20 protein-coding genes and 1 pseudogene are annotated in these 23,077 nt (G+C 69.6%); 9 read left to right on the top strand and 12 right to left on the bottom strand.

Annotation, left to right across the window (positions count from 1 at the left end; all coding sequences use genetic code 11):
- Positions 1–79: 79 nt before the first annotated feature.
- Positions 80–1,202 (bottom strand): annotated as a pseudogene (locus F603_RS0114085) (C40 family peptidase).
- Between the two features lie 608 nt (positions 1,203–1,810).
- Between F603_RS0114085 and F603_RS0114080 the strand changes: the two are divergent.
- Positions 1,811–2,560 carry a DNA-methyltransferase gene (locus tag F603_RS0114080; protein ID WP_019546650.1) on the top strand — a complete coding sequence of 250 codons (750 nt, stop codon included), beginning with the start codon at positions 1,811–1,813 and terminating at the stop codon, positions 2,558–2,560.
- 95 nt (positions 2,561–2,655) lie between these two features.
- Here the strand turns inward: F603_RS0114080 and F603_RS0114075 are convergent, their stop codons facing one another.
- From F603_RS0114075 to F603_RS36535, 3 genes are all read right to left on the bottom strand, one after another.
- Positions 2,656–3,576, bottom strand: coding sequence for a DUF5655 domain-containing protein (locus F603_RS0114075; protein WP_026328407.1), 921 nt, complete (start codon positions 3,574–3,576; stop codon positions 2,656–2,658).
- Between the two features lie 105 nt (positions 3,577–3,681).
- Complete coding sequence (locus F603_RS0114070; RefSeq protein WP_019546648.1) at positions 3,682–5,544, bottom strand: hypothetical protein; 1,863 nt, start codon at positions 5,542–5,544, stop codon at positions 3,682–3,684.
- A gap of 280 nt (positions 5,545–5,824) precedes the next feature.
- The gene (locus F603_RS36535; protein ID WP_211231082.1) at positions 5,825–6,043 is read right to left on the bottom strand and encodes a LexA family protein; all 219 of its coding nucleotides are present in this window, start codon (positions 6,041–6,043) and stop codon (positions 5,825–5,827) included.
- Positions 6,044–7,279: 1,236 nt separating this feature from the next.
- On the opposite strand from F603_RS36535, the gene F603_RS0114060 reads away from it, so the two are divergent.
- The 5 genes from F603_RS0114060 (at position 7,280) to F603_RS0114040 (ending at position 12,169) form a co-directional block, all read left to right on the top strand.
- Positions 7,280–8,011 carry a TetR/AcrR family transcriptional regulator gene (locus tag F603_RS0114060; protein ID WP_019546647.1) on the top strand — a complete coding sequence of 244 codons (732 nt, stop codon included), beginning with the start codon at positions 7,280–7,282 and terminating at the stop codon, positions 8,009–8,011.
- A 207-nt stretch (positions 8,012–8,218) separates the two neighbouring features.
- Positions 8,219–8,413, top strand: coding sequence for a ferredoxin (locus F603_RS0114055; RefSeq protein ID WP_019546646.1), 195 nt, complete (start codon positions 8,219–8,221; stop codon positions 8,411–8,413).
- Positions 8,380–9,627 carry an NAD(P)/FAD-dependent oxidoreductase gene (locus tag F603_RS0114050; protein WP_051096216.1) on the top strand — a complete coding sequence of 416 codons (1,248 nt, stop codon included), beginning with the start codon at positions 8,380–8,382 and terminating at the stop codon, positions 9,625–9,627. Before F603_RS0114055 ends, F603_RS0114050 begins: the two co-directional genes overlap by 34 nt.
- Entirely contained in the window at positions 9,627–10,916 is a 1,290-nt protein-coding gene (locus F603_RS0114045) for an NAD(P)-binding domain-containing protein (protein ID WP_019546644.1), read from the top strand. Before F603_RS0114050 ends, F603_RS0114045 begins: the two co-directional genes overlap by 1 nt.
- 65 nt (positions 10,917–10,981) lie before the next feature.
- Complete coding sequence (locus tag F603_RS0114040) at positions 10,982–12,169, top strand: cytochrome P450 (RefSeq protein WP_019546643.1); 1,188 nt, start codon at positions 10,982–10,984, stop codon at positions 12,167–12,169.
- A 195-nt stretch (positions 12,170–12,364) separates the two neighbouring features.
- On the opposite strand, the gene F603_RS0114035 is transcribed toward F603_RS0114040, so the two are convergent.
- Genes F603_RS0114035 through F603_RS0114020 form a run of 5 tightly spaced genes read right to left on the bottom strand, consistent with a single transcriptional unit; the run spans position 12,365 to position 15,189 of the window.
- Entirely contained in the window at positions 12,365–13,168 is an 804-nt protein-coding gene (locus tag F603_RS0114035) for an SDR family NAD(P)-dependent oxidoreductase (protein ID WP_019546642.1), read from the bottom strand.
- Positions 13,165–13,620 (bottom strand): carboxymuconolactone decarboxylase family protein, encoded by a 456-nt coding sequence (locus F603_RS0114030; RefSeq protein WP_019546641.1) that lies wholly within the window; start codon positions 13,618–13,620, stop codon positions 13,165–13,167. The genes F603_RS0114035 and F603_RS0114030 overlap by 4 nt, the downstream gene beginning before the upstream one ends.
- A complete protein-coding gene (locus tag F603_RS0114025) occupies positions 13,617–14,834 on the bottom strand; it encodes a cytochrome P450 (RefSeq protein ID WP_019546640.1) in 1,218 nt (405 codons plus the stop codon). Before F603_RS0114025 ends, F603_RS0114030 begins: the two co-directional genes overlap by 4 nt.
- Positions 14,831–14,998, bottom strand: coding sequence for a hypothetical protein (locus F603_RS35090; protein ID WP_158678640.1), 168 nt, complete (start codon positions 14,996–14,998; stop codon positions 14,831–14,833). Before F603_RS35090 ends, F603_RS0114025 begins: the two co-directional genes overlap by 4 nt.
- A complete protein-coding gene (locus tag F603_RS0114020) occupies positions 14,995–15,189 on the bottom strand; it encodes a ferredoxin (protein ID WP_019546639.1) in 195 nt (64 codons plus the stop codon). The genes F603_RS35090 and F603_RS0114020 overlap by 4 nt, the downstream gene beginning before the upstream one ends.
- Positions 15,190–15,346: 157 nt before the next feature.
- On the opposite strand from F603_RS0114020, the gene F603_RS0114015 reads away from it, so the two are divergent.
- Positions 15,347–16,003, top strand: coding sequence for a TetR/AcrR family transcriptional regulator (locus F603_RS0114015; RefSeq protein WP_019546638.1), 657 nt, complete (start codon positions 15,347–15,349; stop codon positions 16,001–16,003).
- 545 nt (positions 16,004–16,548) lie between these two features.
- Here the strand turns inward: F603_RS0114015 and F603_RS0114010 are convergent.
- From F603_RS0114010 to F603_RS0114000, 3 genes are all read right to left on the bottom strand, one after another.
- Positions 16,549–17,757 carry a cytochrome P450 gene (locus F603_RS0114010; RefSeq protein ID WP_019546637.1) on the bottom strand — a complete coding sequence of 403 codons (1,209 nt, stop codon included), beginning with the start codon at positions 17,755–17,757 and terminating at the stop codon, positions 16,549–16,551.
- Positions 17,758–17,799: 42 nt separating this feature from the next.
- Positions 17,800–18,738, bottom strand: coding sequence for an NAD-dependent epimerase/dehydratase family protein (locus F603_RS0114005; protein WP_019546636.1), 939 nt, complete (start codon positions 18,736–18,738; stop codon positions 17,800–17,802).
- Positions 18,739–18,806: 68 nt separating this feature from the next.
- A complete protein-coding gene (locus tag F603_RS0114000; protein ID WP_019546635.1) occupies positions 18,807–20,249 on the bottom strand; it encodes an aldehyde dehydrogenase in 1,443 nt (480 codons plus the stop codon).
- A gap of 493 nt (positions 20,250–20,742) precedes the next feature.
- Here F603_RS0114000 and F603_RS32130 point away from each other — a divergent pair, with 493 nt between their 5' ends.
- Both F603_RS32130 and F603_RS0113990 read left to right on the top strand, forming a co-directional pair.
- Complete coding sequence (locus tag F603_RS32130; protein WP_211231092.1) at positions 20,743–21,864, top strand: TIGR03857 family LLM class F420-dependent oxidoreductase; 1,122 nt, start codon at positions 20,743–20,745, stop codon at positions 21,862–21,864.
- The gene (locus tag F603_RS0113990) at positions 21,854–22,993 is read left to right on the top strand and encodes a phosphotransferase family protein (RefSeq protein ID WP_019546632.1); all 1,140 of its coding nucleotides are present in this window, start codon (positions 21,854–21,856) and stop codon (positions 22,991–22,993) included. Before F603_RS32130 ends, F603_RS0113990 begins: the two co-directional genes overlap by 11 nt.
- The last annotated feature ends 84 nt before the right edge of the window (positions 22,994–23,077 follow it).

Genomic DNA, 23,077 nt, shown 5'->3' with positions numbered 1-23,077 from the left:
TCCTGTTCGCGAATCCGAGCATGCGAAATGCCCGGACGTCGTGCGGCAGAGGAATGAGAGAGGGGGGGGAAGGAGCCCGTCAGGCGACGCGGCGCGCGGCGAGGATGACCGGGCGCCATTCGGCGAGCCGGGAGATCTTGGTGACGTCGCCGGTGCGCGGGGCGTGCAGGATCAGGCCACGGCCGATGTACATCCCGACGTGCTCCGGCCGGGCGGCAGAGCCGCGCGTGAAGAGCAGATCCCCGGCCTCAAGCCGTTGCGGGCTGACCGCCTTGCCCTCGGTGACCTGCGTGTACGTGGTCCGGGAGAGCTGGATGCCGCCGGCCTTGTAGGACGCCTGCATCAAGCTGGAGCAGTCACACCGGCCCATCGGGTCCGCTCCGTGCGCGTCCGTGCACGAACCGCCCCACTGGTACGGCGTCCCGAGCTGGCCGAGACCCCAACGGATCGCCGTACGAACCGACTTGGGCGCCGACGCCGGGACCTTGTAGCCCTTCGGTACCTTCCCCTTCGGGATCGGCCCGACCGACGAGCCGTCCTCGTCACCGCACTCGTCCCCGGCGGAGGCCGCGCCCTTGCCGGTGTCCTTGCCGGAACCGCCGCCGTCCTTGAGGGACTTGGCGAGGGCCTTCTGCAGCGCGGTGGCCAGCGGCTCCCACTTCGCGTACGCGTCGGCGAATCCGCTCGCCTGCACCGCCTGGGCGGCCTGAGTGACGGTCATCGACTGCCAGCCCGGCACCTTCTTCAGATGGGTGTAGAAGGAGGTCGCCGCGTGCACGGGATCGCGCACCTGCTGGGCCGATCCCCAGCCCTGGCTCGGCCGCTGCTGGAACAGCCCGAGCGAGTCCCGGTCGCCGTGGGACAGGTTCCGCAATCCCGACTCCTGCAAGGCCGTGGCCAGCGCGACCACCTGCCCCCGAGGCGGAACCTTCAGCGCGACGCCAGTGGCCTGGATCTTCTGGGCATTCGGCACCTGCTCCTTCGGGGCGTCGAGCCCGGAGACGTGGACCGAACCGGCCTTGCCGCCGTCGAGGATCGAGCGCACCTGCTTGCTGACCGCCGCAGCGTCAACGTCACCACCCGCATCATCTTTTACAGGCCGCCTCGGCGCCGTGCGCACCTGCCATCGCCATCGCCAGCGGAGCGATCAGCAGCATCGGCGCAACCACCACCGCACCGGCCGTCAGCAGCGTCTTGTTCACGAGCGTGGACCGGCCAGCGGACGGGGAGCGAGCCGACCGTCTTGCCCCGGCGCCGAGCTCTTCAGGGGGTGCCGCATGGACAACTCCTCGTGCGTAGGCGGCGCGGTGCAGGCGCTCTCGTTGCAAAGGTCACTGGCACCGCGCTGGTCAAGAATCCGAAATCCCCTTGTAAGGGGTGGCGGAGCCGGTGGCCGGGGCCTGCTAACCCCGGCCACCGGGCCGCATTGATGAAGAGCGGCAGCAAGCCGCGCTGGTAATCTCACGCGCCACATTCCACAGAAACTTTCTCCGGTCAGGAGACGGCCGACCTGCACCTTGCACTGCGCAGCACGCATCAGCACAACTCAACCGGTGCGGGAGGAGGCTCCTTCCCGATGAGCGTGCCGAGACTGTAGAGACGAATTCCGGCCGCACCAAACGAGCCGAACCAGCCGCCCAGGACGGCCAGCTTCTAGGTTGGTGCGGCCGGAATCCCGCACTACTCTTCAGCGCACGTCGGCCCCAAACCCCGAACGCCCAGGCGTAATTCGCCGGGGCGTTCCCCAGCCACGAACTACCCCCTGCGGGGTCAGACGTGTGTGCACCACTTCCTGAGAGAGAACCCCGTTATGCTCTACACTCTGCACCGAGGCGACGCGCTGAGCATGCTGTCCAACCTCCCGGACAACAGCGTCGACGCCCTGATCACCGACCCGCCCTACAACTCGGGCGGACGCACCAGCTCCGAGCGCACCGGACGCACCGCGAAGGCGAAGTACACCGCCGCAGGTGCCGGGCACCATCTCGCCAACTTCCCCGGCGAGAACCGCGACCAGCGCTCCTACGGCTACTGGCTCTCGCTCCTGCTGACCGAGGCATACCGAGCCACCGTCGAATCCGGCACCGCGCTGGTCTTCACCGACTGGCGCCAACTGCCCACAATCACCGACGCGTTGCAGGCCGCCGGATGGACGTGGCGCGGCATCGCCTCCTGGCACAAGCCCGTCTCCCGTCCGCAGAAGGGACGGCTCAAGCAGTCCTGCGAGTACATCGTCTGGGGCACCAAGGGCCCCGTCGACGCCAACCGCAACCCCGTCTACCTCCCCGGCCTCTACCAGGCCAGCCAGCCCCGCAAGGGCCGGGTCCACATCACGCAGAAGCCGGTCGAGGTGATGCAGGAACTGGTGAAGATCTGCCCCGAAGCCGGCACCGTCCTCGACCCCTTCACCGGATCCGGCTCCACCGGAGTCGCCGCCCTGCGCGAAGGCCGGCAGTTCGTCGGCATCGAACTGTCCGACCACTACGCCGACATCGCCGAACAGCGGATGGAAGACGAGCTGGCCCAGGACGACTTCGACCTCGCCGGACCCGAGGAGTGATCCCAAGACGAGAGGCCGGGGAGAAAGGCAGAACGCGCGAAGGGGCGATCACACACACGATCACGGGTAGGCGACCGCCCCTTCGCTTGCGGTGGTCAGGAGGTCGCGATACTCCGCAGGACCAACTCCTCGGCGCGCTCCAGGTCGGCGCGCGAGCGCAGGCTCACCTCGACTCCCGAGATGCCGAGACAACCGATCTTGGTCACGTCCCGGGTGAAGCCCTCCTCCAGCTCCACCGTTGCCGGATCGAGCTTCAGGTTCACCGCCACAACCTCCTTGCGCGGCAACACCCGCAGAGAGGCGAACTTCTTCAACCTCCGGTAGGTCAGATAGTGCTGCTGCGGTTCCATCCACGCCCCCTCCGGCAGCAGCAGCCGCTCATCGACCGCGCCGAACAGCTCCTTCACCGCAGCCGGAGCCCCCTCCAGCCGCTGCTGCGGCACACTCGCCGCCGGCGCTGCCCCGGTCGCTTCCGAAGCGGCCGGAGTCTTTGGACGAGAGGAAGCCCCTGTGGCCCCGGCGACGGAGGCGATCAGCCGCAGCGTTAGGATATCGTCGAAGACCCGGTAGGAAACCAGGTCGATCCGGACGCCGAACTCCTCCACTGCCACCGTGTCGTGGTACGTGAACTCCCCGGCCACGCACACCACCCGCGGATTGCTCCAGTCCACCGCCCCGGCCGCCTCCGCACCGAGCCGGTCGGAGACCAGCCGCTCGAACTCGTGGTGATGGTCCCGCAGCCACACCCGGTACGACAGCGCCTGGCTGATCACGTTCTGATCCCGTGAGCGCTTGTACTCGATGATCACCGGAGTTTCGCTCTCATCCAGCCCGAGCGAATCCACCCGCCCCCGATGCCGACCGGTCCGGTACTCCGTCGCAAGGAACCGGATACCGAGCATCGCCTCCATATTGGCCTCGATCAGCGACTGCAGCTCCTGCTCCACCGCCGCCGACGCCCCCGGAACCTCCGTCGCCCGGCCACCTTGGACCCGGAAGACCTTCAGGTCGCCCATGCACCCCTCCCCGCTCAGCACGATCACTGTCAGGAGAGAATCAGCGCGCCGACCCAGATATTCCGCGGAGAGTGCGCAGCCTCCCACGACGCAGCCCGGGTGACCTCAGCTCGGTGACGTCACCCGAGGATTCGGGGCATGCTCCCGCTCGGCGCCATGAGGTGCGCCGGGCCACAGCCGGCGAGCGAGAGAAACTGCTGCTGCGGTCATTCGAGAGTGGGTGGGCTCGCCGGTCTCCGGGTCCAGCACGGTGGGCGGGTGCGGGCTGTGCCCGGCGCCATGGAGGATCAACCTGTTGGCGGGGAAGCGACCCAATACCGGCGTCCCGTATCGCGCCAGCTGCTCTTCGACGGCCGAGTCGAACTCATCGGGGAGCGGCTTCTGGTCGTCATCGGTGAGGAGTAGCATGCCGCGGACTGCGTGTTGCGGGTCCCACCGGCCGAGTTCCTGCTGACGCCATTGCATGGCCGATTCGGATGGCGTGAGCTCTACATCATCGGGCCCGTGGCCTGCTGTGGTGTGAAGTGAGATGTGCCGCTCATAGCGGATTTCTCGATGCACGAGGATGCGCACATCGGCTCGCTGGTTGAGAGGCTCCGCATCCGCAACCCAGTCAGTCCTGGTGACCACGAGGATGCGGTCGAATGCCCGCCGGGCGTGAGCGATGGCGGCAGCAGCGGCATCGTCATCGCGACCGGGAACGGCCAGTGCCCACAGCTCGCCGGGCGGTGGGGCGATGCGCAGCCGTCGCCACGTTGCAACCGACCCTGGGACCCGGGCCGTGGCCCACGAAGGTTGCCCATGATCGCGGAACAGGACCAGATGGTGCCGCTCATGGGTCTGCACGAGGGCGGTCTTCAGCCCCTGGACCGTCCACACTGCTGCGATCTGTTCAGCTACCCAGGCAAGTTCTTCCCGCTGCACGCCCTCATTCGGCACCGTGGTGAGCTGGATCGCGACACCAGGTACATCCGGACTGCCATGTCGCGGGGTGGTGACCCTGGCCAACGGCCGTGTGACGTTGAGGCGTTCACCGATCGCGGTCAATGGCCGGGGGCGGGGTCGCTCATGGGACTGGGCTGCCGGTACGCGACGGCTATGCACAGTGAGTACGCCCCGCCATCCCCACATTCCGGGACGTGGAGCAAGGCGAACAGTGCATTCTCCGGCGCCGCAGGCGTGGTCGAGTACACGCAAACGGCAACCCACGACGCCATCCGTAAGTACCCCGATAAGACGGTCGTCATCGAACTGCGCCTCGGCGACCGAGCGTTCCACCACCCAGTCGAGCCCGTGATCGGCCATCTCGGTGCGCATCTGCACCCCCGCGAAACCGTCCAGGCTGTCCCACAGGCGCGGTCGCCGCAGCAACGCGCTGCCCAGCGCGTAGGAGGCACCGAGCCGGCGCACCAGGCTGCGCTCCACCGGCTCCTGCCGTTTCGGTCCCGGCTCCGAACGCTGCGGATTCCACTGCACCTTGTGCCCGGCCTCTACAATCTGCGCCGCGTGCGCGGCCAGCAACGCAGGCAGGTCCGCTCCGTGCGGGCCGGCAACCAACACCTCCGGCGCGGCCAACCGCGGATACCGCTTGTACAGCCAGGGGCGGAAACGGAATCGCAGCTGGGCCCCGACCGTCTCTACGAACAGGCCACGCACTCCGCGCCACGCCCCCCTCTTCGCTCGGTAGGGCAGCAGTCCGAAGAGCCCCTGCACCTCTTCCTCACGCTCCAGACGCAGCAGCAAGCCACTGTCCAGGGGCCTTGCTTCCCGCACGCCGAATGGTCGGCTCTGCCCGTCCACCGAGCCCAGCGCAGTGGCCAGTACTGACTCCAACAGGCCCTGATCTGCTGATGCTTCGGGCACCAACCGATCGAAGCGGGTCAGTGTGCCCAAGCGCAGTCGGGCGCCTTCGAGAGACTCGCCGGTGAGCTGCGCGGTGGCGTTGCTGATCTGGTCGAGGCTGTACATCGTGTGCTCCTTCGCCGTGGCCCCCCGACCTGGGCAGTGAAGGTGCGTCCCGATACAGCGACACAGAAAGAACGGTGAAAAGTCAACGACGTAGGTTCTCTGCCGATGCCCAGCGGGTCGGGTAGGCATCCAGAACTGGCCGCGTCCGAGGCCAGGCAGACGGAACATACCCCGGTCCCCTGCGTGGAATCAACGGCTCCGAAGGGGAATTCCTCGGCGGGAGTACGCCGGGACATCACCTCGGTGCGTGTCGTCGAGGCACAGTCAGGTCGGGTCGGTCTCACCGGCCGCAGTGCGTGCATCCTCCTATCGGGCGCCCTCGCGTCTTCACGCGCGGACCACGCTCCCGCATCTGCTTCAAGTGGTACGCGACCGTCGATGCACTCCGACAGCCGACCGCATCGGCCAGCTCACGCATCGACGGCGCCTCCCCGTGCTCGGACACGAAGTCCTCCGCAGCCCGTGCGATCCGTTCCTGCCCATCAGCCGTGCCGCTCACGGTGTCCGTCCATCCCGGCGGCCTGATCCCCTCACGTACCTGCGCAGCTCCCTTCGGGCTCCGGAATTGCCACCGACCGAAAGATCGAAGTATAGGTGCCGATGAAGCCGGGCCGTCAGTCGGAGCAGTTGTCGACGCAGAGCCGTCGGGTCGCGGGGGCGGCCCGCGAGCTCATCGTAGGCGCGGTTCCGAGAATGCTGCAGCCCGATGAGGTCTTGGGGAAAGCACGCGTACAGCATGCCTAAATTCAATCTTGTGTTCGATTTGCCCGTCACGCGCTGCTTTCGAGTGGGAGCGGTCCAATGTTGTCCTGTCGCAGCCCCGGTCGGCGTCCAGGGCGAGGACCTGCGTGCCGTGGCTGCGGAGGCCCTGCGCGCCAGCTTGGTGCTGCCCTCACACGTCAAGGAAGCGGCGACCGCAGATCCCATTCGCCCGTAAGGCCTAGGCTCGCTCGTTTTTGACCGGGCGCCTTAGTTGGCGGGTTGACTGCGTGGTTCCGATGGGGGCAGCCGGTTGGCGTGGTCGTCGCGTTGGGGCGTCGACTCGGAACTGAGTTGGCCCGTCAGCACGACGCGTTGGAATTCACCCGGCTCGGCAGCGCGTCTGCTGCGCCTCGACTCCTGGTGACGTATCTGTGGCTCATGCTTGCTATCGCTGTCGGTGACCCGAAGCGGCCCACAACTGGTACTGCCATGTTGCACTGCGACATGTGCGACGTGCGCTACAGCGGAGAGATCGAGGTACCGCACGTGGGAGAGACCATGATCTCGGGAGGGCCCATCTTCGATGGGGAGGAGATGCGAAAGGTGATGAGCGAATGCCTCGCCCGTGCTGCCTTCGCTGGCTGGCACATCGAGCACGACGACATCCACAAATGCCCTAAGTGCCTACCGCAGGGCTGCCGAGCAAACGCGGCCGAAGCGGTCCGCTGCGACTGCTGGCGCCGAGATGCGGGTCGGCCCTCCGTCCCTGCGACGCCGGTCGGTCCCGGTAAACGCCGCTAGTTTCCGTCCCCTCATCATGGTCGCTCGCAGGCGATCACTCTCGGCGGCTGGATCGTTACCCCCATTGGTATAGAAGAGCTGCTGCGACATCGGAACGGCGGGTCCTCGCTGTCCTGGACCCCGAAGCCGGGACTGCCCGGCCGGTGGACGCCTGGGAACGCTTGGCGTCTGCGCGGGCGCTCGCTCCTCCGCACCCTGCCTTAACATTCGGTGAAGGACTGAGGAGGTTGGTATGGCCGGGGGCCGGGAGGCGCGCGCGGAGCGTTCGCGCAGCCCGCGCGGGCAGGGCGAGTTGCTCCGGCGGGATATCCTGGAGGCCGTGTCCCGGCTGCTCGATGAGTGGGGGAGTGCGGAAAAGCTGACGATGCGGGCGGTGGCGCGGGAGGCCGGGATCGCGGCGCCCAGCATCTATCTGCACTTCTCCGACAAGGCCGAGCTCGTGTGGGCGGCCCTGGAGGACAAGTACGAGGTGCTGGCGGGCCGGATGCTGAAGGCCGAGGCCGATGCTGCGGCGGCCGGGGCGGATGCACGCGAGCGCCTGAAGGCGCAGGCGGTTGCGTACTGCGCCTTTGCCCGCGAGTTCGCGGGCCACTACCGGCTGATGTACGAAACGCGTCAACCCAGGGTGGAGCCGGCGAGGCTGCACCGGCATCCGTCGCGGCACATCTCGCACGCCTTGCGGGAGGGGCTCGCGCGCTGTCGGGAGGCGGGGCATGCGCTCGCCCTTCCCGACGAGCAGGCTGCACAGACGCTGTGGTCCGGTATGCACGGGGCGATCACGCTGCACCAGGCGCTCGCGGAAGGGCCGACGCACGTTGACCTACCGGCCCGGCTCGCTACCGGACTCATCGAGGCGATGGTTCCGTCCGAGTCGACGGGGGCGGCGCAACCGCCTGCGGCGGACACCGAGACGGCTCGTCAACTGCGTGAGATCCTCGCGGGGTTCGGCGAGCCCGTGAGCTGAGCCCTGTCGCACCGGTGGTGCGCCGGTAGGAATCGTGTACGTGGTCCATCGACAGCGTAAAGATCCTCCCAAACCCGAACGAGACGTCCTTGCAGACATCTTCCGCGATAGTTAGCCTCCGTAACTGAACTTAGTTAGGTGTCTGGGACAAGGGTTTTCGCTCCGCCCTTGCCAACCCCTGGACAGGGGCGTGATGGAGGTCCTGTCGTGAAGATTTCCCTTGACGTCGACAAATGCTGCGGGGCGGGTCAGTGCGTCCTCGCCGCCCCCGATGTCTTCGACCAGCGGGACGAGGACGGCATCGTCGTCCTGCTCGATGAGAACCCGCCCGCCGAGCAGCTGGGACAGGTCCGCGAAGCTGCGGCCGTATGCCCCGCCGCGGTGATCGAGGTGCAGGAGTGAACCGACCGGAATCCGTCACCGTGGTCGGTGCCTCGGCCGCGGGGCTGGGCGTCGTCGAGACGCTGCGACGTGAGGGGTACGAGGGCGACCTGACGCTCGTCGGGGGAGAACCGCATCTTCCTTACGACCGCCCGCCGCTCTCGAAGCAGTTGCTCAGTGGTGCCTGGGACGTTGGCAGGCTGACGCTGCGCCAGCCGGAGGCGTTGCAGGAGCTCGATGTCGACATGCGGTTGGGTGTCCCGGCCGTCGGGCTCGACACCGCCAAGCGTGCGGTGTTGTTGGGCGACGGCGAGCGGGTCGGGTACGAGGCGCTGGTGGTCGCGACCGGCGCGAGCGCGCGGCGGCTACCGGGCACCGAAGGCGTCCGCGGGGTACACGTACTGCGCAACCTGGAGGACGCTCAGGAGCTGAAGGCAGCGCTCGCCCGGCGTCCGCGGCTGGTCATCGTCGGCTCCGGATTCGTCGGGGCCGAAGCCGCCGCGGTGGCACGGGAGTTGGGCTGTGAGGTCACGATGGTGACCGACGTGGCCGTACCGCTGGGGGACGCGTTGGGCGCCGAGATCGGTGGGATGCTCGCCGACGTGCATCGCGAGCACGGGGTGCGGATCGAGCCGGGCGTCATGGTCGAGGGCGTGCTCGCGGACGGGGCACGGCAGGTGCGCGGAGTGCAGCTGGCCGACGGTCGCACCATCGAGGCGGACGTGGTCCTCGTCGGGATCGGCGCAGGTGCCAACACCGGCTGGCTGAAGGGGAGTTCGGTTCCGGTCGGCAATGGTGTCGAGTGCGACGCGACCTTGTATGCCGGGGACGGCGTCTGGGCCGCGGGCGATGTGGCGAGCTGGGTGCACCCCGGCACGGGGAGGCGTACGCGCATCGAGCACCGGACCAACGCCGCCGAGCAGGGCCTTGCCGTGGGGCGGAACATCCTCGCCGGGCCGGGCGAGGCGAAGCCCTTCGCACCGGTGCCGTACGTGTGGTCGGACCAGTACGACCTGAAGGTGCAGATCTACGGCAGCACTCGCGGTGCCGACGAGGTCCGGATCGTCGAGGGCGGTCTCGGCGAGCGTCGTCTCGTCGCCCTCTACGGGCAGGGCGGTCGGGTCTGCGGTGCTGCCGGCATCAACATGGTGCGGGTGCTGCGTGCACACCGCCGGTCCGTGGCCGACGCCGTCCCGTGGGAACCCGAGGCGGCGCTAGTCGGGGGTGAGCGCTAATGGGTGCCGGAGCGGACGGGCTGCGGGCCGGGGTCGTCGGGCTCGGAATGATCGGTGGTGGCGTCGCCGTCAGCCTCGCGCGGAGCGGTCGGGCGCCGCAGGTGTACGACGTGCGGGCCGACGCCGCCGACGAACTGCTCGGCATACCCCGGCCGTTGGCCTCGCCGGCCGCCGTCGCCGAGGTGAGCGACGTGGTGATGGTCGCCGTGGTCACCGGGGCGCAGGCTCGCGAGGTGGTCCTAGGGGAGAAGGGGCTGCTGGGTGCGGCACGTCCCGGCGCGACCGTCGTGCTCCTCTCCACGGTCGAACTGCCCGTCGTGCACGAGCTCGCTGCGGCCTGCGAGGAGCGGGGCGTCGGCTTCCTCGACTGCGGCGTCACGCCGGGCGACCAGGCCGCTGAGCACGGCATGGTCGCGATCGTCGGAGGGGTGGAGGCCACCGTGCGGGCGGCCCGGCCTGTACTCGACGACTGGGCCAAGACCGTGGTCCACTGCGGTCCGGTCGGAGCCGGGATGGTCACCAAGATCGCGCGGAACGTGGTCACCTACGGCGGGTGGCGGGCCGTCTCCGAGGCCGCGGCGCTCGCTGCGGCTGCCGGGGTCGAGCCGCGGGAGCTCGTCGAGGTGATCGAGTCCGCCGACCCGGACGGACGCACTCTGCTTCAACTCCTCAAGTTTCGGGGGGAAGACGGCCTCCTCTCGGAGCAACTCGCCGGCCAGGTCGAGCCGTTGATGGCAAAGGACCTCGACGCCGCTCTGGACCTGGCGGGGAGCCTCGACGTGCCCGTTCCCCTCGTGCAGATTGCGCGCAGGCATGTACGCGGCACCATCGGGCTCGTCGACGAGGCGGGCCCGGAGGCGCCGTCCACCGGGCCGGACGCCTCCCGGGCCGCGGAGCCCGCGGCCGAGGACGAGGCCGCGAGCGAGCGGCACCGCAAGGGCCTGGAGATGATGGACCGGGTCTACGGCGCCGGCTTCAGCGAGCAGATGCCGGCCCGGCCGACCGGTGACCCGTACCTCGACGAGACCGTTCAGCACCTCTTCGCCGACGTCTGGGCACGCCCCGGACTCTCCGTGCGCGATCGAAGGCTGCTCGTCCTCGGTGCCACCGCGGCGCTCGGCCGCTCCGACCTGATCCGCGTCCAGGTCGAGGGAGCGCTCGCGGGGGAGGAGCTCGACATAGTCCAACTTCGCGAGGCCGTCTTGCAGTTGGCCCTCTACGTCGGCTGGGGCAATGCCACGGCCGTGCACACCGGCGTCTCCGAGGCGCTCGCGGCCCGTGTCCGCTGAACCTCTCGCCGTCCCCCACACACGTAAGTCTGGAGCGAACAGTGACTTCATCCACCCTGCCCTCGATGCCGGTTGAGCGTACGACGCTCTTCGACCCGCCGCAGGAGTACACCGCCCTGCGCGAGGAACACCCCGTCACGAAGGTGCGCTTTCCCAACGGTTCCACGGGCTGGCTCGTCTCCCGGTTCGAGGAGGGGAGCGAGGTGTTCGCGCACCCGAAGATGTCGGCGCGCCGGCCTCGGCACGACACCCCCGAGGGAGAGGTGGCCGAGGCGGGGAACGACGCCCCGTTCAACCCGACGTTCGTGATGATGGACGAGCCGGACCACAGCCAGTACCGCAGGCTGCTCTCCGGCCGGTTCACGCCGAAGAGCATCGCGAAGAACCTCCAGCCCTACCTCGACCGGATCGTCGACGAGCACCTGGACGCCATCGAGAAGGGCCCGAAGGTCTTCGACTTCGTCGAGGCGTTGTCGCTGCCGATCCCGTGCCTGGTCATCTGCGAGCTGCTCGGCGTCCCCTACGCCGACCGCGACGGCTTCCACTCCGCGACCGAGCAGATGATGGACCTGGCCAACTCCCGCGAGGAGCGGGACAAGGGCGCGCACTGGCTGATCGACTACATCACCAGGCTCGTCGCGGAGAAGCGCCGCACCGGCGTGCAGGACGGCATCCTCGCCGAGCTCATCGCCACCGCCGACGACGAGGGCTCCTTCCTCAAGGACGACGAAGTGATCGGCATGGGTGTCCTGTTGCTCTTCGCGGGACACGACACCACGGCGAGCATGCTCGGCCTCTCCACGCTCACCCTGCTCACCCACCCCGAGCAGCGCAGGGACCTCGAGGAGCACCCGGAGAAGATCGGGCCGGCGGTCGAGGAGCTGCTGCGCTACCTGACGATCGTCCAATTCGGCCTCGGCCGCGTTGCGTTGGAGGACGTGGAGATCGGCGGCCAGCAGATCGCGGCCGGCGACCTCGTCGTGGTGGCGATGCCGGCTGCCAACCGGGACCCGCGTGCCTTCGACGCCCCCGACGCCCCGGACTTCGACCGGAAGATGACCCGCCACCTCGCCTTCGGCTACGGCGTCCACCAGTGCCTCGGCCAGAACGTCGCCCGGGCCGAGTTGAAGACGGTGCTGCCGCGCCTCTTCGAGCGCTTCCCGAACCTGCACCTCGCGGTCGCTCCGGAGGAGGTGCCGATGGACAGCCTCGGCACCAACTACGCGGTGAAGAAGCTCATGTTGCGGCGCTGACGGCGTACGTCCAGGCCCGACGGTGGGCGACGCGGGGCGGTCAACCGGGCCTGGCCGAGCAGGACTTGGCCGGGCCCGGCATCGTCCGCGCTGCGGTCTTCTCGTACCGTGCCCGGTCGCCGGCGCGACGCGACATCGGCAGTTGTGCCCACGGCCTCGCGAGGCTGTGGGCACAACTGCCGGGGCGAGGGGCTTCTACGGTGCCCCGGCGCGGAGGGTGAAGCCCCCGTCGACGGGCAGGACGGTGCCGGTGATGAACGCGGATTCGTCGGAGGCGAGGAAGAGGGCGGCGCCTGCGACGTCGTCGCCCGTGCCCTGGTGGCCCATCGGGACCATGGCGGCGCGCCTGTCCGCCACCTCCTGCCGGTCCGCTCCCCGCGCGCGGGCGACGGCGTCGACGCCCATGGGGGTGTCCATCATGCCGGGCGCGATCGCGTTCACCCGTACTCCGTGCGGCGCGTACTCCAGGGCGAGGCTGCGGGTCATGGAGTGGACCGCGGCCTTGGAGGTGGAGTAGGCGATGGTGTCGCCGCCGGCCAACAGCCCGGCCATGGAGGAGATGTTGACGACGGCGCCGCGTCCGCGCTCCCGCAGGTGCGGCAGGACATACTTGCAGGTGAGCCACATTCCGGTGAGATTGATCTCGAACCCCCTTCGCCAGTCTGCGAGTTGGAGGTTCTCCGTGTTGCCCTCGGGGACCACGCCGACGTTGTTGTGGAGGATGTCCACGCCCCCGAAGGCTTCCACGGCGGCGTCGAGGATGCCGGCGCAGTCCTCCTCGACGGTGATGTCGGCGCGGTGCGCCCTGGCGGTGCCGCCCTGCTCGCCGATGGCCCCGACCGTCTCCTCCGCGGCGGCGAGGTCGCGGTCGACGACGAGGACGCGGGCGCCCTCGCGCGCGAAGGCGAGGGCGACGGCTCGCCCGTTGCCGACGGTGGCGCCCGCGGTCTGTCCGCCGCCGACCACCACGGCTGTTCTGTCGTGCAGACGTCTCGTCATCGCTGAGGGGGCTCCTTCTTGGCGGGGGTGGGCTCGCGGGTGAGGTCGGCGGCGTCGTAACCGCCGGTCCGCCCTGTGGCCTTGTCGACAGCCCACTCGAAGGAGGTCGCCAGTGGCCATCCCGCGTAGTAGGCGATCTGAACCGCGGTCTCCCGCAGCTCGGCCTCGGTGAGGTCGCCGCTGTCCAACGCCGCCTTGATGTGCAGGGGCGCGTGGAGCCGCTCCTGGCCGAGGGCGGCGAGGACCGCGAGGGTGACCAGGCGCCGTTCACGGCGGGAGAGCCCGGGCCGGTCCCACACGTCGCCGAAGATGTGCCTGGCCGCAAGGTCGCCGAGCGAGCCGGGTTCGCCGACGAACTCCGGTACGGAGGCGTGCATCACCTCCGCCATCACGGCCCGGCCGTGCTCCGCCTCGCTGCGGTGCTGCTCGATCGTCTTCGGATCCTCCCTCACCAGGTGACCGGGAGTTCTTCGAGGCCGTAGGTGAGGGCCTCGGTGTGGAAGCGGAGTGCGGATTCGTCGACGGCGAGTTGCAGGGTGGGGATGCGCTGGAAGAGCCTCGGCCAGGCTTCCTGCATCTCGACGCGGGAGAGGTTCTGGCCCAGGCACTGGTGGATGCCGAACCCGAAGCCCATGTGCCGGCGTTCGGTACGGGTGATGTCCAACTCTTCGGGTGCGGTGAAGACTTCGGGGTCCCTGTTGGCGGCGGGCAGGTTGCAGATGATCCCCTCGCCGGCCCTGATCGTCACTCCGCCGACCTCGACGTCCTCCACACAGACGCGACGCGGTTCGGTCTGGACCATGCTCCAATAGCGCATCAACTCCTCGACGGCGGGCGCCGCGTACTGCTCGGGGTCCGAGAGGAGGAGGTCGCGCTGCGGCCGGTCGCGCAGGAAGGCGAGGACGCCGAGCCCGATCATGTTCGCCGTCGTCTCGTGCCCGGCGCCGATGACGAGGGCGCCGAGCCGGACGGCGTCCTCGAAGTCGAGCTCGCCCTTCTCGTCGACGTGGGTGTTGACGAGGCGGGAGAGGAGTCCGTCGTCGGGTGCGGAGCGCTTGCGCTCCATGTTGCGGCTGAGGTTCTCGTGCATCGCGGTGTGGGCGGCGAGCTTCTCCTCGGTGGGCAGGCCGAGTTGTACGAGCTTCTTGGAGGACTCGTGGATGACCGGGCTCTCCTCGTAGGGGACGCCGAGGACCTCGCAGATGACGACGGTCGGCAGCGCGAGCGCGTACGCCTCGACGAGGTCGACGGGCTTGGTCTTCGAGGCGAGCAACTCGCCGAGGAGCTGGTCGGTGAGTTCGCGGATGCGCGGGCGCAGCGCCTCTGAACGCTTCGCGGTGAAGTCGGGGTTGAGGATGCGGCGGATCGGCAGGTGTTCGTCGCCGTCCTTGCGGAAGAAGATGTCGCCCTCGACCGTGGGTTGGGCGGCGGAGGTGTTCGGGAATCCGGGGTCGGTGACGTCGGCGCTGAACGTGCCGCGTGCGCCGAGGACTTGCTGTATGTGGTCGTGCCGGGTGAGCAGCCACGGCCGGCTGCCGTCCCAGATGGTGACGCGGTGCGGGGCACCCTCCTCCCGGAACGCGGTCGCCGCTTCGGGGGGTGCGAACGGGCAGCCGCGCTGGAGGGGGAAACTCGGGGCCTCGACGTTTTCGGTTCCGATGGTCATGGTGTCTCCTCGGTCGGGGAGGGGCATGCGTGGGCGGCGGTCCGCCGACGGGGGGCGCGCGTGGCGACGAGCCCGGTGGTGTCGTCGGGTTCTGCGGAGGTCTCCGGGTGTGCGGCCGGATACCTGCGGGGTCCCACGGCCGTGCTCAGCGGTGCGTCGTTCACGGGCGGGTCTCTATCGCCCCCGCGGGGCACACGGCCGCGGCCTCCTGTGCCGCGTCCTGCCGTTCGGCGGCGGGTTCGGCGTCGAGCAGGACGACGACGCCGTCCTCGTCGCGTTGGTCGAAGACTTCGGGTGCAGTCAGCACGCACTGACCGGCGCCGCAGCACTTCTCTTCGTCGACTGTGATGCGCATGGTGCTCCTCGACAGGAGTGACGGTCGGCGTGGGCGGTGCCACGCCGCTTCGGTTAACGAGAGTATATTTACAGTCGTTCACTTAGCTAGGGGGTCCGCTTCGTGCTCGATGGACGGCCGCGTCGTGACCGCGTCGAGTTGTGGAAGTCTTTGTGCCATGGCTGAAAGTTCCGAGTCGCCGCACGCCAGGCGCAGACCCCGCAACGCACGGGGCGAGGGCGAGAAGCTGCGCGTCGAGATCCTGGAGGCGATGCTCCGGCTGATAGCCGACGAGGAGCGGATGCGGCCGATGCCGCTCTCGTTGCGTGAGGTGGCCCGCGAGGCCGGTATCACCGCCCCGGCCATCTACCGTCACTTCGCGGACAAGGAGGAACTCTCCCGCGCCGCCTTTCGGTCCCTCTTCGAGCAGCTCCTTGAGGAGATGGACCGTGCGGAGAAAGGATCGGTCTCAGAGTCGCCCGACGTCCGGTTGGCGGCACTCGCGCACGCGTACTGCAACTTCGCCGAGAGCAATCCGTCCAGCTTCCGCGTGATGTTCACCGGCGCCGAGTACCACGGAGAGGAGACCGAGGCGCTCGCCGTGCGCTGGCGAACCGCCGTCGCGCGGCTGGCCGAGTCGGGGCTGCGAGTGACGCAGTCGCCGGAGGGTGCCGCGATGTCGGTGTGGTCCTCGGTGCACGGGCGGCTGCTGCTGGAGCGCGGGGGTGGCCGTGTGTGGCAGCAGCTCGGCGACGTCCACCAGTTCGTGGACGAGCTGGTGCGGTCGTTGGCCACCGTCGATGAGGCCGCGGAACGGCGTGACGACACCCCCTAGCGGGGTCCTGCGGCTCGACCGCCTTCACCACCGCGGGACTTGCCCTGCGGTGACGCCGTGCCGGGGTGACCGGCTGCGAACTGCCGGGCGGTCAGGCACACTTCGTTCCGTACCGCGTTCTTCCGCGGCCAGTTGGTTCTACAGTGTTTGTCGGTTCGGTGAATGGCGTTCACCGAAGGGCGAGGACGGTGGGAGCCCGCGGCCGGGCCGGCCGGGTGTGCGTGGATCAGCACGGCGGGGCCCGGCACGGTTCACCGTCGTGCCACCGGACGGACGACCAGGAATGCGGAGCTGCACCGGGAACGGTCTTGTCGGCTGGGCGGACACCCACCACCGGGAGCTCAACCACCGCGACCAGCCGGACTTGGGCTCGGCAGCTCCATGGCGATGACCGGGTGCGGGCCGGGCTGCAACCGGAGCAGCCACAGCAACCCCCGCACCATGGCCGGCGGTTACCGCGCCGCACGGGCGCGAGCGGAGGCCCGAGTACGGGGTTCCCGGGCGGGCTCCCTGCGCCCGACGACTCCCGCCCGGCAACGGCGGGCTCAGCGTCCCCCGAAGGCCACCGGCAGGTCCAGAACCATCGACACGAGCGTGGAGCCGCGCTTGACCGGCGGGCCCGCGACGTCGAAGTGCGGGTAGGCCGCGAGGAGTTCACCGAAGATCACCGCGGCCTCCATCCGGGCCAGTGGCGCACCGATGCAGATGTGCGGGCCGAAACCGAAGGCGAGGTTGCGCTTGATCGGGCGGGTGATGTCGAAGGCATCCGGGTCGGCCCAGACCTCCTCGTCGCGGTTGGCGCTCTGGTACAGCAGGACGACGTAGTCGCCCCGCGCGATCCGCCGTCCGCGGACCTCGGTCTCGGCGGTGGCGGTACGGGCGAAGGCGACGACGGGGCTGACCAATCGCAGCATCTCCTCCACTGCCGACTCCATCAACTCCGGTTCCGACGCCAGGCGCTCGCGCTGTTCCGGATGGTCGGAGAGGAGCTGGATCCCGCCGGTGATCAGTCCGCGGGTCGTCTCGGTGCCCGCGCCGAGCAGCAGCTTGCAGAAGGTCAGCAGGTTCACCTCGGAGAGCGGCTCGCCGCGGAATTCGGCGTGCACCAGCGAGGAGACGACGTCGTCCTGCGGGTCCTTCCGGCGCTGGGCGCACAGTTCGCGGAAGAAGTCCAGCAGCTCCGCGATGTTGGCGGCGTGCTCGGGTTCGTTTCGAGCGTCCGTCTGGAGCAGCGCGCTGTTGGTCCACCGCCAGAAGTCGGACCATCTGTCCCTGGGGACGCCGAGGAGCTCTGCGATGACGTAGGTGGTCGCGGGCGCGGAGATGGCCTCGACCGCGTTGTGGACCCCCGCGCCGTCGATCTCGGCGATGAGGTCGCGCACGATCTGCCGGGCCTTCTCCCGCATCCTCGCGACGGCCTTGGGGGTGAATGCGCCGGCGATCAGCTTGCGCAGCTCGGTGTGGGTCGGTGCGTCGCTGCGGATGAGGTGTGTGGCACCGGCCATGTGCGGCCCGTTGGTGTCCCTGGAGTGCGCGTCGGAGATGAGAGTGCCGCGGGTCGAGGAGAACAGCTTGGTGTTCTTCCCGGCCGCTCGGACGTCGTCGTACTTGGAGAGCGCCCAGAACCGCCCCTGCTCGGACCAGTGGACGGGGTCCTCGGCGCGCAGCCGCGCGTAGGTGGGATGGGGGTCCTCGGCGAAGAACATCGGGTCGGTCAGGTCCGGGCCAAGCCCCGGGATCGCGGCTTGCGGCATGCTTCCTCCTGCTGCGGTGTCGAGTGGTCCTGGCGCCTGCCGTCACCAGGTGAGCGGAGCGAGGCCGGCGTCTCGACGCACCCCGTTGATGTGCAGGCACACCGATTCGCGTACCGACTTCAGCTCCCAGCCGATCTCCTTGACGGCTCGGCTGTTGTCGAAGACCTGGGCATAGGTCGGGGCGCGGTTGCGGTCCGCCGGATACTCGATGGTGCTCTCGGGAAGCAACTCGCCCAGGAGCGTGACGAGTTCGGCCATCGATACGTTGTGTCCGCAGGCGAGATAGGTGTCGTGGCCGAGGTCGGTCTTGTTGAGCAGCCCGCTCAGGAGCGTCGTCAGGTCGTCGACGGCGACGATGTTGTCCCTGGCCTGGGGGCCGTAGGGCGCGTATCCGGTCTCGCCGACCGCGAGCCGTTCGATGAGCCGCGAGGGCCAGATGGTGCTGCCCGAGCCGAGGATGGAGGAGGGGCGCACCTTCACCACGTCCAGCCCGTGCACCTGCCGATAGCGGTCGGCCACCGCCTCGTTGAGCGCCTTCATCCGCCCGTACATGCTGCGCGGTGCCAGCACGTCGTCCTCGTTCACCTCGCGGTCGCCGTAGAGGCTCTGGTCGCCGTAGGTACCGACCGTGCTGGCGAGTAGAACCCGGCGCACGCCGGTGAGGCGGGCCGCCTCCAGGACGTTGGTGACGCCCATGATGTTGACCTGCTGGGCGCCGAGGAAGTCGGCGAAGCCGGGCGACATCAGCGGGCCCATCACGTACGAGAAGCAGGCGATGCGGCTGACCTCGTGCTCATGCAGGAGCGCGACCATCTGGTCGAGCCTGCTCATGTCGGCGCTCACGTAGGTGATGCCCTCGGGCGAGGGTGATCCGACGGGCTTGGCCACGTCGCAGGCCACCACCTGGTGTCCGGCACCGGCGAGCTTGGTGATGAGCTCACGGCCGACGAGGCCGGAACTGCCGAGTACGAGAGTGGACATCGTCGTCTCCTGAATTCGATGCGCGGGTGGGGTCTGCCCCGGCGTCGGGTGCCCGGGCTCTACGGGACTCAGCCGGGCAGGACGATCGTCTGGTACTCGGTGTAGGCGGTGAGCCCCTCGGGGCCGCCCTCCCGGCCGATACCGGACTGCTTGAAGCCGCCGAACGGGCCGTGGGGGTCGAGCGGCGCGGGCGAGTTGACCGCTACCGAGCCGGACCGGAAGCGGCCTGCGACGGCCTCGCCTCGCTCGGCGTCGGAGGTCCACACGGCGCCGGCGAGGCCGTAGGAAGAATCGTTGGCGAGCGCGATGGCGTGCTCCTCGTCGTCGTACGGGAGGACCGCGGCCACCGGGCCGAAGATCTCCTCGCGGGCGAGGGCCATCTGCGGCTCCACCCGGTCGAAGAGGGTCGGTTGGACGTACCAGCCCCGCTCGGCCGCCGGTCGCCCCCCGCCGACAACGACGCGAGCGCCCTCGCTGCGTCCCCTGGCGAGGTGCCCCTCGACCCGCTCGCGTTGCCGCGCCGAGACGAGCGGTCCCACGTTTGTCCCGGCGTCCTGCGGGTCTCCGACGCGCAGGCCCTCGACCGCGGCGGCGACCGCCTCCACGACCTCGCCGTACCGCTGCCGGGGTGCCAGGATGCGGGTCTGCGCGGCGCACACCTGGCCGCTGTTGGCCATCGCGCCCGTTGCCAGCGAGCGGGCGTTGGCCTCGGTGGGTTCGAAGTCGTCCAGGAGGAGGGCGGCGGACTTGCCACCGAGCTCCAGGGTGCATCGGCGGATGTCGTGCCCGCACAGCTCGCCGATACGGCGGCCGACGGCGGTGGATCCTGTGAAGCTCACCTTGTCGACCCCGGGGTGGGTCACGAGGTACTCGCTCACCTCGGGGAGGGCCACCAGCACATTGAACACCCCGGCGGGCAGGCCGGCCTCGACGGCGCACTCCGCCAACAGGGAGGCGTGCAGCGGCGCCTCCTCGGAGGGCTTGAGTACCACGGTCGCGCCGGCGAGGAGCGCCGGCGCCAGTTTGAGGGCGGCGATGAACAGCGGGGCGTTCCACGGCACGAGCGCGGCGACCACGCCGACCGGTCTGCGGTGGACGCGGAGCGTCCGACCGCGGGATCCGGTCCTCGTCTCGCTCCACGGGTACTCCGCGGCGAGTTGCGCGTAGGCGGTGAAGACGCCCTCCGCCTTGGCGATCTGGCCGGCGGGCAGCGAGGCACGCGGCAGACCGACCTCGGCGCTGAGTACGTCGACGAATCCGGCGGAGCGCGCGGTGACGGCCGCCGCGAACCTGTTCACGTACGCGAGCCGTTGCCCGGGGTCGAGGTCGGCCCAGCCGCCGCCGTCGAACGCCTGCCGTGCGGCGGCCACTGCGCGGTCCACGTCCGGCCGTGCGGCCAACGGCACGCTGCCGATCACCGCTTCGGTTGCGGGGGAGTGGACATCGAGCCGCTCGGTGCCGTGCGGCTGTGCCCATTCGCCGCCTACGAATACATGCTGCTGATGCTGCACGGGGGCTGTCCTCACTTTCGTCGGCGTGCGCTTCCCTTCCGGTGGCGAAGGCACACCGTGCGTACCGAGGTCTGCTGCCGGTGGGGACCGTCGCAGCGGTCGGGACCGAAGTGGCGTGCGGCGGCACGCTGTTGGGCTCGATGGGGGAGCCGAAGGTGCAGCGGCTACCCGTTGAGGCTGCCGAAAAGGTAGCCCTGATGTTAGATGACAGTCAACGGCTGGTGACGGATCACGGTAGAGCGCGGTGTGTGGGCGGCCTCGCCGCGACCCTTCCCGCAACATGTCCCGCGGCGATGGGGGTGCGCAAATGCTGTGCGCAGTAGGGAATCGAGGAGCGAAAAGCAAAGGCAGGCCAGAGTTCCCTGCAGCGGTGGAGAGGTGCGGAAACCGCGGTTCCGGATGTCGACGCATTGCGACATGAGTGTCAGATGTGTAGCTTTGCAGCGGAAGTCTCAGCGTCCGACGCCGGCCCTCGGCGCGTGGCGCAGCTGCTCTGCCCAGGGAGGCGGCCATCGTCACCGAACCTCGAAAGCCCCGGTCCACGCGTCCTCAACAGGCCGCCGCAGGGCTCGGTTGCTACGTACTGCCCGGAGGCGTCCCCGACCCGAGGGAGGGCCTGGAGCAGGGGCGGGCAGCCGAGCGGCTCGGCCTCGACGCCCTCTGGATCGGAGAGCGCTACGACACCAAGGACCTGCCGTCGCTCGCCGGCGCTCTCGGCCAGGTGACATCCAGAGTGCGGATCGGGGCCGCCGTCACCCACCCCGGGCTGCGCCACCCCATGGTCCTCGCCTCCATGGGGCAGACCCTGCAATCGCTCACCGGCGGCCGGTTCGTCCTCGGGCTCGGCCGCTCAGCCGAGTGGCGGTGGAAGGCGTACGGGGTCCCCTCTCCCACCCTCCGCTCGCTCGCCGACACGGCGGACATCCTGCGTCGCCTGTGGGCCGGCGAGACCGTCACCTACGAAGGCCCGGCCGGGAGTTACCCGCAGCTGCGCCTTCCGCAGCGTCCCGACGTCGCGCCGCCGCCGCTGCTCCTCGCGGCGGTGGGTCCCAAGACGCTGGATGTGGCGGGAAGTTCCTTCGACGGGGTGATCCTGCACCCCTTCCTCACCGTCGACGGGGTGCGCGAGTCGGTTGCCAGGGTGCGACGGGCGGCCGAGCGGGCCAGCCGCGATCCGGCGGCGGTGCGGTGCGTCGCCACCGTCGTGGTGGCGCCCGACGCCTCTGAGCAGGAGGAGGCGCTGGCGGTTCGGGCGCGCGGTGCCGGGTACTTCTCGGTCAGCGGTCTCGGTGACGCACTGGTGCGCGCGAACGGTTGGGACGAGCAGGACCTCGCCCGCTACCGCAGCCAGCGCCCGCTGGTGGAGCTGGACGGCCTGCCCGCCGACAAGAACCTCAGCCGGCAGCAACTGAGCGACCTGTGCGAGGGGATGCCCGCGCACTGGATCCCCACCGCAGCCGTGACCGGCGATGCCCGCTCCTGCGCCGCCAGGCTCCACTCGTACCGCGCTGCGGGGGCCGACGAGATCATTCTGCACGGCATGGTGGGCGACCAGATCGCCGCGCTGGCAGGGCACTTCACCGCGGACGGGCGGGAGGCCGCCGATGCCCGGTGACCCGCATCCACCGGAGGCCGCGCGACCCCGGCTGGCGCAGTGGCTCGGCGAGCGCCTGGGGGCCCTGCACGGGACCCGCGTGACGGAGGTGGCGCTCGGCGAGTTCGCGGTACCCGCGGTCGGGCAGTCCAGCGACACCGTCTTCTTCTCGGCCGAGTGGCGCGAGGAGGGGCGGCGGGAGTCGGGCCAGTTCGTGATGAAACGCCGTCCGGACGGGGACCGGATCTTCCTCGACGCCGACGTGCTCGACGAGCACCGCGTCCTGGCGGCGTTGCAGGAGACCCCGGGCGTGCCGGTGCCGCCGCTGATCGGGGCGTACGACGGGCCGGAGGTGCTCGGTACCGGCTTCTTCGTCATGGCCAGGGTGCCGGGCACCATACCCGCGGGCAAGCCCTCCATCCACACAGCCGGCTGGCTGCCCACGCTCGCTCCCCGACAGCGGGAGAGGCTCTGGCGTTCGGCCCTGGACGCGCTGGTCGCCGTGCACCGCACCGACTGGCGGCGCTCGCACGCGTTCCTCGCCGGTGAGCAGGCTGGTGCGGGGGGCCTGGAGCGGCACCTGGAGCGGTTCGGCAGGTGGTACCGGTGGGCGAGAGCCGGGCGCAGCTTCCCCGTCACGGATGCCGCGTGGCGGTACCTGGTGGACAACCGCCACCGAGTGCCGTCCTCGGAACCGGTGTTGCTGTGGGGCGACGCCCGTCCGGGGAACATGATCTTCGACTCAGAGCTGTCGGTCGCCGCCGTCATCGACTGGGAGGTGGCCGGAGTGGGGCCGCCCGAGGTCGATGTCGCGCACTGGTTGGTCTTTGACGAACTGGCCACCCCGCCGGGTGTCGCCCGCCTCCCCGGGGTGCCCGACCGTGCGGACACGCTCGCGTACTACGCGCAGCGGACCGGGCGCACGCTGCACGCCCTGGAGTATTTCGAGGTGCTCCAGGGGCTGTTCGTCGCGACGACGCTGATCCGTCAGGCCGACCTGGCGGTGGCGGCCGGGCGGCTCGTGCGGGGGACGCGGATGGGGCACGACAACACCATGACCCAGGGGCTGGCAAGACGGCTCGGGCTGCCGGTCCCGGAGCTGAGCGCGGACTACCTCAAGCACCGTACTCCCGCGGGTCCGGCTGGGTGACGGCGTTGCCGGGAAGCGGTGAACCTGGTATATCTGACAGACATGTCACAGAATGCTGCGGAGCAGGAGCCCCCGGGCAACCCT

This window comes from Streptomyces sulphureus DSM 40104, from assembly GCF_000381025.1.
In the GTDB taxonomy this organism is placed as follows: Bacteria; Actinomycetota; Actinomycetes; order Streptomycetales; family Streptomycetaceae; genus Streptomyces; species Streptomyces sulphureus.
This window is presented reverse-complemented; position numbering and strand designations above follow the sequence as displayed.